Here is a 12,286-nt window from a genome sequence, read left to right as displayed (position 1 = left end):
CGGTGCTTGAATGCCCGGGTGAGCGAGAGCGACTTCGACGTACCCGCGGGCATCGACGTACTGCGGGTGTTCTGCGGCCCCGACGGCCGGCACGGCAACGCCCTCGGCGTGGTGCGCGACGGCCGGGCCTGCCCGGACCGGGCGTCCCGGCAGGCGCTGGCCGCCCGGCTGGGCTTCAGCGAGACGGTGTTCGTCGACGACCCCGAGCGCGGGCACGTCGACATCTACACCCCGGGGCTGCGGCTCCCCTTCGCCGGGCATCCGCTCGTCGGCGTGGCCTGGCTGCTCGACCTGGAGGTCCTGGAGCTGCCGGTCGGGGAGGTCTTCGCCCGGCAGGACGGCGAGTTCAGCTGGATCACCGCCCGCCCCGAGTGGGCGCCCCCGCGCACGCTGGAGCGGTACGGCTCCGCCGCCGAGGTCGAGGCGCTCACCGGGCCGCCACCGGGGGAGGGGTGGCTGTACGCATGGGCCTGGGAGGACGAGGCGGCCGGCCGGGTCAGGGCGCGGGCCTTCCCCCGGCGCGGCGACGCCATCGTGGAGGACGAGGCGACCGGGGCGGCGGCGCTGCTGCTCAGCGCGGAGCTGGGGCGCGCCCTCAACATCACGCAAGGACGCGGCTCCCAGATCCTCACCGCTCCCGCGCCCGACGGCACGGTGGAGGTCGGGGGCCGCGTCGCACTCGCCGCCGTCCGCGCCCGGCGCTGAAACGGGGTGACCGCAGGCTCCGGTCACCCCGCCGCGCGGGACGTCACGCGCTGAGCGGGAACACCTCGCCCAGCTCCCGGAACACCGCCGTGTTCAGCGCGAAGGCGCGCTTGCACTCGTCGACGATCCGCTGCTTCTCCAGGTCGTCCGCGTCCACCGCGTCCAGCAGCTCGCGGTAACCGCGCTTGAACGAGGCCGGGTTGGCTATCTCCTCGAAGACGTAGAACCGGACCCCGTCGCCCTTGCGCGCGAAGCCCCAGGCCTTCTCCGCGCGGTCGCGGATGATCTGGCCGCCGGAGAGGTCGCCGAGGTAGCGGGTGTAGTGGTGCGCGACATAACCGGCCGGCCAGTCGCGGGCGCACTCGGCGACCCGGGCGGCGTACGCCGCCGTGGCGGGCAGCGGCTCCAGGCCCTCGCGCCAGTCCGCGCCCCGCAGATGCGCCAGATCGCGCTCCAGCTGGGCGGTGCGCAGCAGTTCGGGCCGGATGAAGGGACCGGCGACCGGATCGTCCCGCAGGGACTGCACCCCTTCCTCCAGAGCGCGGTACACGAACCACAGCTGCTCGGTGTAGCGCGTGTACGCGTCCACTCCGAGCCGCCCTCCCAGCAGATCGCTCATGAAGGTCGAGGTCTCCGCCTCGGTGTGCTGCTCGTGCGACGCGGTGCGGATGAGCGTCGAGAAGGGAGTGGTGGCGGTTGCGTCCAAGGCGGGCCTCCGGGGACCGAGGGGGACGGGAAGTCCAGAAAGAGACGGAAATATCGGCGGTGACCGCATGTGCCGCGGTGGCCGTCGATCACCCCGATCCTCCTACTTAGGCTTACCTAAGTCAATTGCTTCCCGACGCTCTGTCGGTAAAAACGATACGCCTGCTCCGGCCCCGGCGGGGGGCGTACGGGCAAACGAGAGCGGCCGCCCGGTGGGCGGCCGCTCGGGGGAAACTGCTCCGGAGGGGAGGGACGGGACTACGGGAGCGTCAGGATCTCGGCGCCCGTCTCCGTCACCACCAGGGTGTGCTCGAACTGCGCGGTGCGCTTGCGGTCCTTCGTCACCACGGTCCAGCCGTCGTCCCACATGTCGTAGTCGTGGCTGCCCAGCGTCAGCATCGGCTCGATGGTGAACGTCATCCCGGGCTGCATCACGGTGGTCGCGTGCGGGCTGTCGTAGTGCGGGACGATCAGACCGGAGTGGAACGAGGTGCTGATCCCGTGCCCGGTGAAGTCCCGCACCACGCCGTAGCCGAAGCGCTTGGCGTACGACTCGATGACCCGCCCGATCACATTGATCTGCCGCCCCGGCCGGACCGCCTTGATGGCCCGGTTGAGCGACTCCTCGGTGCGCTCCACGAGCAGCCGGGACTCCTCGTCCACGTCGCCGCAGAGGTACGTGGCGTTGTTGTCCCCGTGCACCCCGTCGATGTACGCCGTGACGTCGAGGTTCACGATGTCGCCGTCGCGCAGCACCGTGGAGTCCGGGATGCCGTGGCAGATCACCTCGTTGAGCGAGGTGCAGAGCGACTTGGGGAACCCTCGGTAACCGAGCGTCGAGGGGTAGGCGCCGTGGTCGCACATGAACTCATGGGCGACCCGGTCGAGTTCGTCCGTGGTGACGCCCGGGGCGATGTGTTTCGCGGCCTCCGCCATCGCCTGCGCGGCGATCCGGCCGGCGATGCGCATCCGCTCGACCGTGTCGGAGTCCTGGACCTCCGGACCGGTGTACGGGGTGGGGGCCGGCTTGCCCACGTATTCGGGGCGCCGGATCTTTCCGGGCACGGAGCGGACGGGAGTGATCTCCCCGGGTACGAGCAGCGACTGGCCAGACATGTCAGCGAGTCTAACCAGCGCGCTTGGGGCAGCATGGCCCCGAGGGAAGGAGCCGCTGATGGCCCTGTTCAAGAAGCGCACGGTCGGCAAGCCGGGCGAGTGGTACTACTGCCTGGAACACCACAAGGTCGAGGAGGGCCCCGAGTGCCCCGCCAAGGACCGTTTCGGGCCGTACACCTCCCGTGAGGAGGCGCAGCACGCCATGGACACCGCCAAGGAGCGGAACCTGGAGTGGGAGAACGACCCCCGGTGGCACGACGGGGGCACCCCCCGCGACCCGGAGGACTGACCGGGGGCGCGGCACCGGGCCCGCCCCGGGGCCCGCTCCTCAGGCGGCGGACGGCCGGGACTCCCTGGCCTCCCGCCTGCGCAGCGCGTCCTCGTCCGTCTCCGAGTCGTAGGTGAGCAGCTTCGGGAGCGCTGCCGTGAGCAGCGCGACCGAGGCCACACAGGCCACGCCCCCGCTCCAGATCGCCGACCTGGTCCCCGTCCAGCCCGCCATCGCACCGGCCCGCACCTGACCCAGCTGCGGGCCGACGCTGTACGAGAGCACCTCGATGCCCGCCAGCCGGCCCCGCAGCTCCTCCGGGATGGTCTGGTTCCAGATCGTGGAGCGGCCCAGGCCGCTGAGCATGTCGCCCGCGCCCGCCACCGCCAGGCAGACCAGCACCAGCCACACATTGCCGAACCACCCGGCCGCCGCGATCGCCAGCCCCCAGACCGCGGCCCCGAACACCACGAACAGCCCGTGCCGCCGCACCCGCGACGTCCAGCCGCTGGTCAGCCCCAGCACCAGCGAACCGACCGACCCGGCCGCGTACATCAGCCCCAGCGACCAGTCCGCGCCGAGGTCGTCCGCCAGGAACGGGAAGATCGTGTTCGGGAAGGCGAAGAACATCGCGGCCATGTCCACCGCGTACGTCCCCAGCAGCACCGGACGGCTCCAGGCGTACCTCGCGCCCTCCACGATGCCGCGCAGCGACGGCTTGGTGTTGTCCCGGGCGGGCGGCGCAGGCGCCAGACGCAGGCACAGGACCACGGAGACGACGAAGGTGACCACCGTGACCGTGTACGCCGTGGCGTGCCCGGCGTAGGCGACCACCAGCCCCGCCACCGCCGGGCCGGTGATCGCGCCGAACTGCCAGCGCAGCGAGTTCAGCGCGGCGGCCGCGGTCAGCTGCTCGTGCGGCACGATCCGGGCCATCAGGGAGTCCAGCGCGGGCCGCTGGAGCCCGGAGAGCGCGGAGACCCCGGCCGCCACCAGATAGAGCGGCCAGAGCAGCGGGGTGGGCAGCGCCGCGTTGACCAGGAGCACCAGGGCGAGCAGCCCCAGCCCCGCCTCGGTGCCCAGGATCACCTTGCGGCGGTCCACGGCGTCCGCCAGCGCCCCGCCGTACAGGCCGAAGACGATCAGCGGCACCAGCTCGACCGCGCCCATCACGCCGACGGCCAGCGGCGAACCCGTCAGCTCCTTGATCTGGAGCGGCAGCGCGATCATCGCCATGAAGCTGCCGAAGTACGTCACCAGGCCCTGGATCCACAGCAGCCGGAAGTCGGCGGAGGAGCGCAGGGGCGAAAGGTCGGGCAGCAGGGCGGCCAGCCGGGCGGCCGGGGACGGAGCAGTGGTCACGGATGGCCATGTTCCGGCGCGACGGGGTGGAACCGCAACAAAATATTCCGACGCGGCTCCACCGGAGCGTCACCAGCGCGGTGGCGGCGGCGCCGTCAGCTGATCGGCCAGCCGGGACAGCCGGTCCCGGAAGCCGCGGCGGCCGCGCGGCGCGGGGGCGCTGTTCTCCCCGGCCGCCGCGCTCACCAGATGCTGCACGGTGTCCAGGTCCACGTCGTCGGCGCCGGTCACCGCGAGCGTCTCGTGGGCCAGCCCGCACACCTCCGGATCGCCGTCGTTCAGCGAGAGCACCGTCGCCCCGGCGCGCCGCGCGTCGTGCACCCGCTCCAGCAGCCCCGCGCCGGGCCGCTCCGGGGCCACCAGGAGCAGCGTCTCGCCCCGCCCGGCCGCCTCGATCCGGCCCAGGCCGACGGCCAGGTGCGCGGGGCCGCCCGGCTCCACCCGGTGGCGCACCAGGGTGGGCGCCAGCTCCGGCAGCCCGGACCAGGTGGACTCGTCGACCAGATGGGCCGCCAGGTGCCAGGGCTCGTACGCCGCCGTCCCCACCAGCAGCAGACCGCCGCCGTGCGGGACCACGGACGACCTCAGCGCTCCGGCGAACCGCCGGGTCGCGGCGGGCCACTCGGTCCCGGCGAGCACTTCACGGAGCAGGGCGACACGTACGGCATCCATGGCCCGGCATCCTGCCCCAGGACCCGGGCCCGGCGCCGGGGAACGGCTCCGGACCAGCCGAACGGGGAACGAGGGATGACACCGGGTGCTGCCCGGTGGCGGGCAGTAATGTCGGAGCCATGACTACGCATGGCAGTGACAGTGCGGCGAAGCCCCCCGCCAAGGACCCCTGGGACCTCCCCGACGTCTCCGGGCTGACCGTCGGTGTGCTCGGCGGCACCGGCCCCCAGGGCCGCGGCCTCGCCTACCGGTTCGCCCGCGCCGGACAACAGGTGATCATCGGCTCCCGCGCCGCCGACCGCGCGCGGGACGCCGCCGAGGAGCTGGGCCACGGCATCGAGGGCGCGGACAACGCGGAGTGCGCGCGGCGCAGCGACATCGTGATCGTCGCCGTGCCGTGGGACGGCCACGCCAAGACCCTGGAGTCGCTGCGCGAGGAGCTCGTGGGCAAGGTCGTCGTCGACTGCGTCAACCCGCTCGGCTTCGACAAGAAGGGCGCCTACGCCCTGAAGCCCGAGGAGGGCAGCGCCGCCGAGCAGGCCGCCGCCCTGCTGCCGGAGTCCCGGGTCACCGCGGCCTTCCACCACCTCTCGGCGGTGCTGCTCCAGGACGCGGCGATCGAGGAGATCGACACCGATGTGCTGGTGCTGGGCGAGGCCCGCGCCGACACCGACCTCGTCCAGGCCCTGGCGGGCCGGATCCCCGGCATGCGCGGCATCTTCGCCGGGCGGCTGCGCAACGCCCACCAGGTCGAGTCGCTGGTCGCCAACCTGATCTCGGTCAACCGCCGGTACAAGGCACACGCGGGGCTCCGTACCACCGACGTCTGAGCCGGACCCGCTCCCGGACCCGCCACCGGGCTCCGGGAGCCCGGGGACCCACCCTGCGGCGAGCGGAAAGGGGCATGGGGGACACTGGACGGGACCGCGCACCACCCCGACAGGAGCCGCCCCCCATGCCCCGACTCGCTCTCTACGCCATCGCCGTCTGCGTCCTGGCCGTCGTCGCGGCCGTGATCTCGTTCGTCCAGGGCAGCCTGCTCGGGATCGTGTGGGTGCTGCTGGCCGGGCTCTCGTCGAACATGGCCTGGTTCTACCTGCGCCGGCAGCGCGCGCAGACCGCGCGCTGAGCCGGGGCGCCGGGAGGCCCTACGGACCCACCGCGCAGACCGGGTACTCCCCGTTCCCGTTCTCCCAGAAGCGGTACGCGGCCCGGCCGCACTCGGTCTCCAGCCCGCTCACGCCCAGGGAGTCCAGCACCCCGCGGACCGCGTCGAAGAAGACGTGGTTGATCTCCGGGATCCACAGCACACCGAACACCGCCAGCAGCCCGAACTGCGCGAACGGCTCCACCCGGCGCCGGATCCCGTACGACAGCCAGGGCTCGATCACCCCGTACCCGTCCAGCCCCGGGACCGGCAGGAAGTTCAGGATCGCCGCCGTGACCTGGAGCAGCGCCAGGAACGCCAGCGCGTACCTGAACTCCCTCGGGACGCCGTCCAGCGCGTGCAGCCAGAACGGCGCCGTGCACACCAGCGCGAACAGCACGTTCGTCAGCGGGCCCGCCGCCGAGATCAGGCTGTGCCGCCAGCGCCCGCGGATCCGCCCCCGCTCGATGAAGACGGCCCCGCCGGGCAGACCGATACCGCCCATGATCACGAAGAGCACCGGCAGCACGATGCTGAGCAGGGCATGGGTGTAGGCGAGCGGATTGAGGGTGAGATACCCCTTCGCGCCGACCGAGATGTCCCCGCTGTGCAGCGCGGTACGGGCGTGCGCGTACTCGTGCAGGCAGAGCGAGACCACCCACGCCGCCGTCACGAAGACGAAGGCCGCGAGGCCGTAGGGGTGCCCGGCGCCCGTCCACACCGCCCATCCCGCCACCGCCGCCACGGCGGCGATCCCGAGGAAGACCGGGCTGATCCGCCGGTCGCTGCGGCCTGCTGCGGTGGTCATCGGCGAACTCCTGACGGGCGGCCGGAAAAGGGACGGTACGGCGGTCGGCGAGAGCGACCGTACCGCCGACACGGCACAAACGTCTCGCGCCGGGGCGGTGGTTCCGGAAAGGGTGGGGGCATGACGACTCGACCCGGAGTACCACGCACAGGGGACCGTCCGGACGTGTGTGCCCCTCACCGTCCCGGTCACGGAGAATAGGCCGGTGCGCTACTGCATCCTCGGAACGACCCGGGCACTCCGCGACGACGGCACGGCCGTCCCCCTCGGCGGGGCGCGGCTGCGCGCCCTGCTCACCGTCCTCGCCCTGCGGCCGGGCCGCACCGTCCCGGCCGCCGTGCTGGTCGACGAGGTGTGGGACGGCGAGCCGCCGGCCGACGCGGCGGGGGCCCTCCAGGCACTCGTCGGCCGGCTCCGGCGGGCCGTCGGCCATGACGCGGTGGTCTCGGCGGACAGCGGCTACCGGCTGGCCGCCGAGCCGGACGCCGTCGACCTGCACCGCTTCGAGCGGCTCGCGGGGGAGGGCGCGCGGGCCCTGGAGGAGAACGACGCCGCGAAGGCCAGGACCGTCCTCGACGACGCCCTCGGCCTCTGGCGCGGGCCGGTCCTGGCCGATCTGCCCGACCGCCTCACCGAAGGCGCCCGCTGGGAGGCCCGGCGCCTGGACGCCCGCCGCAACCGGCTCCGCGCGGAGCTCGCGCTCGGCCGCGCGGACGAGGCCCTGCCCGAGCTGGTCGCGCTGTGCGCCGAGCACCCCATCGACGAACCCCTCCAGGCGCTCCGGCTGCGGGCCCTGCGCGAGGCCGGACGCACCGCGCAGGCCCTGGCCGCCTACGACGAGGTGCGCGCCCTGCTCGCCGACCGCCTCGGCACCGACCCCGGGCCCGAGCTGCGCGCCCTCCACGCCGAGCTGCTCCGCCAGGACCCCGTCCGCCCCGCCGCACCGGCCGCCCCCACCGGGCCCCCGGCCCCCACCGGGCCCCTCGCCCCGCCGCAGGGCAACCTCCGGGCCCGGCTCACCAGCTTCGTCGGGCGCGAGGGCGAGATCGCCGCCCTGCGCGAGGACCTTGCGCACGCCCGGCTGGTCACCCTTCTGGGCCCCGGCGGCGCGGGCAAGACCCGGCTCTCCCAGGAGACCGCCGAATCCGTCGCGTCCGCCTGGCCGGACGGCGTCTGGCTGGCCGAACTCGCCCCCGTCGACGACCCCGACGCCGTACCGGAGGCCGTGCTCACCGCGCTCGGCGCCCGCGAGACCGTGCTGCGCGGCGCCGGCGCCGAGGAGCTCAGGGTCGCCGAGGGAAGCACGAACGACCCCCTCGCCCGCCTCACCGAGCACTGTTCCCGGCGCCGCATGCTGCTGCTCCTGGACAACTGCGAGCACCTCGTCGGCGCCGCCGCCGCCCTCACCGACCATCTGCTCGCCCACTGCCCGCACCTCACCGTGCTCGCCACCAGCCGTGAACCCCTCGGCGTGCCCGGCGAGTTCGTCCGCCCCGTCGAGCCGCTGCCCGACCCGATGGCGCTGCGCCTGTTCGCCGAACGCGGCGCCGCCGCCCGGCCCGGCTTCCGGACCGACGCCGACGAGGAGACCGCGGCCGCCGCGGCGGAGATCTGCCGCCGCCTCGACGGACTGCCGCTCGCCATCGAACTCGCCGCCGCCCGGCTGCGGATGCTCACCCCGCGCCAGATCGCCGACCGGCTCGACGACCGGTTCCGCCTGCTCACCAGCGGGGCCCGTACCGTACTGCCCCGCCAGCAGACCCTGCGCGCCGTCGTCGACTGGTCCTGGGACCTCCTCGACGCGTCCGAACGCGCCGTGCTGCGCAGGCTCTCCGTCTTCGCGGGCGGCTGCACCCTGACCGCCGCCGAGGCGGTCTGCGCGGGCGGGCCGGACCAGGCGCCCGAGGTCGCCGGGGTGCTCGGCTCCCTCGTCGACAAGTCGCTGGTCGTCGCCGCGCCCGCCGAGGACGGCGAGATGCGCTACCGGCTGCTGGAGACCGTCGGCGAGTACACCGCCGCCCGGCTCGACGAGGCGGCGGAGCGGGACACCGTGGCCCGGCGCCACCAGGTGTTCTTCCGGGAGCTGGTCCGTACCGCGGAACCCCGGCTCCGCGGCGCCGGACAACGCTCCGCCATCGCGCTCCTCCAGCGCGAGTACGAGAACATCCGCACCGCCCTGCGCCACGCCGTCGCCGCCCGCGACGAGCAGGAGACCCTGTGCATGGTGCTCTCGCTGTGCTGGTACTGGCAGATGCGCGATCTGGGCAGCGACGCGCTGCACTGGTCCGACGCCGCCGCCGAGCTGGGCCCCGATCCCTTCGCCCCGCCCGCCGAGCCCGCGCCCTCCCTGCAGGAACGCTGCACCGACGCACCGCCGCCCATGGGGCCCGAACTGCTCCGGGAGGCGCGCCGCCAGGCGGGCCTGATCCGGCTGGTCAGCATGGACCACGCCGCGGAGCGGTGGTCCGACGAGGCGAGCATGGCCCGGCTGCGGGTCATCGCGGACACCTACCGGGCCGGTCAGCCGCAGACCTGCCGGATCCCCGCCTCGCTCTGGTTCTTCGCGGTCATGCTGGTCGGCGAGACCGGCAGACTGCGCGAGCTGCTGGACGAGACGGTGCGCGCCTGCCGGGACTTCGGCTACGTGTGGGAGCTGGCCGCCGCCCTCCAGATGCGGGCCAACGTGCTGGCCAACCGGCCCGAGTGGGCGGGCGACGCGCGCACGGACGCCGACGAGAGCGTGGAGCTCTTCCGCGGACTCGGGGACGACTGGGGCGTGGCCGAAGCGCTCTCGGCGCGGGGCGAGGCCCATGAGCGGCGCGGCGATTACGCGCGTGCGGCCGAGGACTTCCGGTCCGCCATCGGCTACGCGGAGAAGCTGGGCGCACCCTCCCAGGTGGCGGTCCTGCGCACCAGGTACGCGGCCGTGCTCACCGAGATGGGCCGCGGCGCCGAGGGCGAGTCGATCCTGCGCGAGGTGGTCGCCGGACGGCACGACAGCAGGTCCATCGCCCGGCTCCATCTGGCCATGTGGCTGGGCCGCACCGACCGCACCGGCGAGGCGCGCGAGCAACTGGACGTGCTGCGCGGGGAGTTCCAGTCCGAGACCATGGCGATCTTCGAAGGGGTCGTGCTGGGCGCGCTGGCCTGGCTGGACAACCAGGACGGGCTGTACCAGGAGGGCCTGGCCCGGGGACTGGTCGCGCTGGAGCGGTCCCACGACCGGCTGTCGCAGCTGGTGGCCCCGCAGATGTCCGTCATCAGTCTCGTCTCCCTGGCCCGCTCGCTGGCGGGCCTGGGCGGAGAGCGCCGGGCCACGACCGCGGCCCGGCTGCTGGGGGCGGGCCGGGTGCTGCTGCCCCGGGGCCACGTACCGACGGCGATGGAACGGGACGACTGGGCACGGGCGGAGGAACTGACCGTGGCCGTACTCGGCCGGGCCGCCTACGAGACCGCGTACGCGGAGGGCGGCGGCCTCCGTCTGGAGGAGGCCACCGCCCTCGCGGACGCGTACCGGGAATGAACCCGCGGGTCAGGACTTCTTGCGGAACTTGGAGACCGCGAGCGGGGCCATCACCGCGGTGATGACCACGGTCCAGCCGAGCGTCACCAGGACCGAGTGGGCGAGCGGGCCGCCCATCATCAGGCCCCGCGCGGCGTCGGCCAGGTTGGACAGCGGGTTGTAGTCGGTGAACGTCTGGAGCCAGCCGGGCATCGTCTTCGTCGGGGCGAAGATCGAGGAACCGAACTGGAGGGGCATCAGCACCAGCATCCCCATTCCCTGGACCGCCTGGGTGGTCTTCAGCGTCAGCCCGAGCAGGATGAAGATCCACATGATGGCGGCGCCGAACGCGGCCGACAGGGCGATCGCCCCGAGCAGCCCGAGCACCGACTCCTGGAGCTCCATGCCGAGCGCGAAGCCCATGGCCAGCAGGATGAGCGTGGCGACCAGCATCCGGCCCAGCTCGACCACGATCTTCGCGATGAGCACCGAGGAACGGGCGATGGGCATCGTCCGGAACCGGTCCATGACGCCCTTGCGGAAGTCGTCGTTGACACCGGAGCCGACCGCCATGGCGATGTTCATGCCCATCATCGCCATCAGGCCGGGTATCAGGTAGTTCAGATACTCCTGCCGGCCGCCGCCCATGCTGCTGCCGACCGATCCGCCGAAGACGTACACGAACAGCAGCGTGAAGATGATCGGCATCAGGAGCGCGTCGAACATCGACTCCGGATCCTTCTTGATCTGGAGCAGGTTGCGCCGCACCAGCGCCCCGATGTGGCGCAGGTTGTTCCGGAACCCGATACGGCCCTCGTCGTGGACCGGCTTCGCCCGGTCGGACCCGGTGGGCGCGGACGTGGGGGTCAGAGTCGCCGTGCTCATGCCGCGACCTCCTCGGGGATCGTGTCGGTGGCGGAAGCGGACTTCTCGCCGGTGATGGCCAGGAACACCTCGTCCAGGCTGGGCAGCGCGGTGGCGACGTGCGCCAGCGCGAAGCCCCGGGTGCCGAGCAGCCCGATGACGGACGTCAGCTGCTCGTCGCTGAGGATCGGCACGTACAGCAGCCCCTCGTCCGGGACCGCCTGCGCTCCCGCGACGCCGTCCAGACCGGCCTCCCTGATGGCCTGCGCCATCGCGGCCAGCTGGGCAGGGTCCGAGGGCCGGAGCTGGAGCGTGCGGCCGCCGACCTTCGCCTTCAGCTCGTCGACCCCGCCACGGGCGATGATCTTTCCCTTGTCGATGACGGTCAGCTCGTTGGCGAGCTGCTCGGCCTCTTCCATGTACTGGGTGGTGAGCAGCACGGTCGCCCCCTCCGCGACCATCCGCTGCACCTCGTCCCAGACCTCGTTGCGGGTCCGGGGGTCGAGCCCCGTCGTCGGCTCGTCCAGGTACAGCACGGCCGGGTTGCCGATCATCGAGGCGGCCAGGTCGAGCCGGCGCCGCATGCCGCCGGAGTAGTCCATCGCGGCCTTCCTGGCCGCGTCGGTGAGCGAGAACCGCTCCAGCAGCTCGTCGGCCCGGGACCGGGCGGCCTTGCGGGGCAGATCGAGCAGCCGCCCGATCATGTAGAGGTTCTCCCAGCCGGAGAGCTTCTCGTCGACCGAGGCGTACTGCCCGGTCAGACCGATGGTGCGGCGCAGCTGCCGGGGCTGGCGCACCACGTCGTAGCCCGCCACGGTGGCGTGTCCGGCGTCGGGGACGATCAGGGTGGAGAGGCAGCGCACGAGAGTGGTCTTGCCCGCTCCGTTGGGGCCGAGCACACCGAGCACGGTGCCTTCGCGGACATCGAGGTCCACGCCGTCCAGAGCCTTGGTCTCGCCGTAGTGCTTGACCAGCCCCCGGACCTCGACGGCGTTCGCGCCGCTCCTGGGGTTCTTGTCGATTCGCGTCATGCCGACCATCAGACCAGCTGCCACCGACAGCGCGCCGACAGCGGGCCGACAGCCCGCCGATGGGGGATGTCGGCGGGCTGTCGGTGGTGCGGCGGTGGTCGGACGG

Annotated in this window: 12 protein-coding genes; 5 read left to right on the top strand and 7 right to left on the bottom strand. The window is 73.2% G+C overall.

The window, feature by feature from the left end; genetic code table 11:
• Positions 1 to 18: 18 nt before the first annotated feature.
• The gene (locus ACFVFH_RS02295; protein ID WP_383762185.1) at positions 19 to 705 is read left to right on the top strand and encodes a PhzF family phenazine biosynthesis protein; all 687 of its coding nucleotides are present in this window, start codon (positions 19 to 21) and stop codon (positions 703 to 705) included.
• 43 nt (positions 706 to 748) lie between these two features.
• Here the strand turns inward: ACFVFH_RS02295 and ACFVFH_RS02290 are convergent, their stop codons facing one another.
• Both ACFVFH_RS02290 and map read right to left on the bottom strand, forming a co-directional pair.
• Positions 749 to 1,411: a heme oxygenase (biliverdin-producing) gene (locus tag ACFVFH_RS02290; RefSeq protein WP_383762182.1), complete on the bottom strand. Its 663-nt coding sequence runs from the start codon at positions 1,409 to 1,411 to the stop codon at positions 749 to 751.
• 257 nt (positions 1,412 to 1,668) lie between these two features.
• Complete coding sequence (map, locus tag ACFVFH_RS02285; protein WP_383762180.1) at positions 1,669 to 2,526, bottom strand: type I methionyl aminopeptidase; 858 nt, start codon at positions 2,524 to 2,526, stop codon at positions 1,669 to 1,671.
• A 58-nt stretch (positions 2,527 to 2,584) separates the two neighbouring features.
• Between map and ACFVFH_RS02280 the strand changes: the two genes are divergently transcribed.
• Positions 2,585 to 2,815 carry a hypothetical protein gene (locus ACFVFH_RS02280; protein WP_383762177.1) on the top strand — a complete coding sequence of 77 codons (231 nt, stop codon included), beginning with the start codon at positions 2,585 to 2,587 and terminating at the stop codon, positions 2,813 to 2,815.
• A gap of 39 nt (positions 2,816 to 2,854) precedes the next feature.
• On the opposite strand, the gene ACFVFH_RS02275 is transcribed toward ACFVFH_RS02280, so the two are convergent.
• Positions 2,855 to 4,156, bottom strand: a complete 1,302-nt coding sequence (locus ACFVFH_RS02275; protein WP_383762175.1) for an MFS transporter — start codon at positions 4,154 to 4,156, stop codon at positions 2,855 to 2,857.
• A gap of 69 nt (positions 4,157 to 4,225) precedes the next feature.
• Positions 4,226 to 4,828 (bottom strand): hypothetical protein, encoded by a 603-nt coding sequence (locus tag ACFVFH_RS02270; RefSeq protein ID WP_383762172.1) that lies wholly within the window; start codon positions 4,826 to 4,828, stop codon positions 4,226 to 4,228.
• Positions 4,829 to 4,947: 119 nt separating this feature from the next.
• Between ACFVFH_RS02270 and npdG the strand changes: the two genes are divergently transcribed.
• Together npdG and ACFVFH_RS02260 are read left to right on the top strand one after the other, a co-directional pair.
• Positions 4,948 to 5,658, top strand: a complete 711-nt coding sequence (gene npdG / locus ACFVFH_RS02265) for an NADPH-dependent F420 reductase (RefSeq protein ID WP_383762169.1) — start codon at positions 4,948 to 4,950, stop codon at positions 5,656 to 5,658.
• 74 nt (positions 5,659 to 5,732) lie between these two features.
• Positions 5,733 to 5,957, top strand: coding sequence for a hypothetical protein (locus ACFVFH_RS02260; protein WP_383762166.1), 225 nt, complete (start codon positions 5,733 to 5,735; stop codon positions 5,955 to 5,957).
• 19 nt (positions 5,958 to 5,976) lie between these two features.
• Here ACFVFH_RS02260 and ACFVFH_RS02255 read toward each other — a convergent pair whose 3' ends face one another.
• Positions 5,977 to 6,783, bottom strand: coding sequence for a site-2 protease family protein (locus ACFVFH_RS02255; RefSeq protein WP_383762164.1), 807 nt, complete (start codon positions 6,781 to 6,783; stop codon positions 5,977 to 5,979).
• Between the two features lie 205 nt (positions 6,784 to 6,988).
• Between ACFVFH_RS02255 and ACFVFH_RS02250 the strand changes: the two genes are divergently transcribed.
• Positions 6,989 to 10,306 (top strand): BTAD domain-containing putative transcriptional regulator, encoded by a 3,318-nt coding sequence (locus ACFVFH_RS02250; protein WP_383762161.1) that lies wholly within the window; start codon positions 6,989 to 6,991, stop codon positions 10,304 to 10,306.
• Positions 10,307 to 10,315: 9 nt separating this feature from the next.
• Here ACFVFH_RS02250 and ACFVFH_RS02245 read toward each other — a convergent pair whose 3' ends face one another.
• Both ACFVFH_RS02245 and ACFVFH_RS02240 read right to left on the bottom strand, forming a co-directional pair.
• Positions 10,316 to 11,170: an ABC transporter permease gene (locus ACFVFH_RS02245; protein WP_383762158.1), complete on the bottom strand. Its 855-nt coding sequence runs from the start codon at positions 11,168 to 11,170 to the stop codon at positions 10,316 to 10,318.
• Complete coding sequence (locus tag ACFVFH_RS02240; RefSeq protein WP_383763505.1) at positions 11,167 to 12,189, bottom strand: ATP-binding cassette domain-containing protein; 1,023 nt, start codon at positions 12,187 to 12,189, stop codon at positions 11,167 to 11,169. Before ACFVFH_RS02240 ends, ACFVFH_RS02245 begins: the two co-directional genes overlap by 4 nt.
• Positions 12,190 to 12,286 lie beyond the last annotated feature (97 nt).

Origin of the sequence: Streptomyces sp. NPDC057697 (assembly GCF_042799335.1) — a bacterium.
Lineage (GTDB): Bacteria > Actinomycetota > Actinomycetes > Streptomycetales > Streptomycetaceae > Streptomyces.
Note: the sequence above shows the minus strand (reverse complement) of the source record. Positions and strands in the feature narration are given on the sequence as shown.

What these genes read in the sequence shown, in the direction of transcription:
- map (WP_383762180.1), bottom strand. Translation starts at nt 2,526, where the DNA reads ATGTCTGGCCAGTCGCTGCTCGTACCCGGGGAGATCACTCCCGTCCGC.
- ACFVFH_RS02280 (WP_383762177.1), top strand. Translation starts at nt 2,585, where the DNA reads ATGGCCCTGTTCAAGAAGCGCACGGTCGGCAAGCCGGGCGAGTGGTAC.
- ACFVFH_RS02270 (WP_383762172.1), bottom strand. Translation starts at nt 4,828, where the DNA reads ATGGATGCCGTACGTGTCGCCCTGCTCCGTGAAGTGCTCGCCGGGACC.
- npdG (WP_383762169.1), top strand. Translation starts at nt 4,948, where the DNA reads ATGACTACGCATGGCAGTGACAGTGCGGCGAAGCCCCCCGCCAAGGAC.
- ACFVFH_RS02260 (WP_383762166.1), top strand. Translation starts at nt 5,733, where the DNA reads ATGGGGGACACTGGACGGGACCGCGCACCACCCCGACAGGAGCCGCCC.
- ACFVFH_RS02255 (WP_383762164.1), bottom strand. Translation starts at nt 6,783, where the DNA reads ATGACCACCGCAGCAGGCCGCAGCGACCGGCGGATCAGCCCGGTCTTC.
- ACFVFH_RS02245 (WP_383762158.1), bottom strand. Translation starts at nt 11,170, where the DNA reads ATGAGCACGGCGACTCTGACCCCCACGTCCGCGCCCACCGGGTCCGAC.
- ACFVFH_RS02240 (WP_383763505.1), bottom strand. Translation starts at nt 12,189, where the DNA reads ATGGTCGGCATGACGCGAATCGACAAGAACCCCAGGAGCGGCGCGAAC.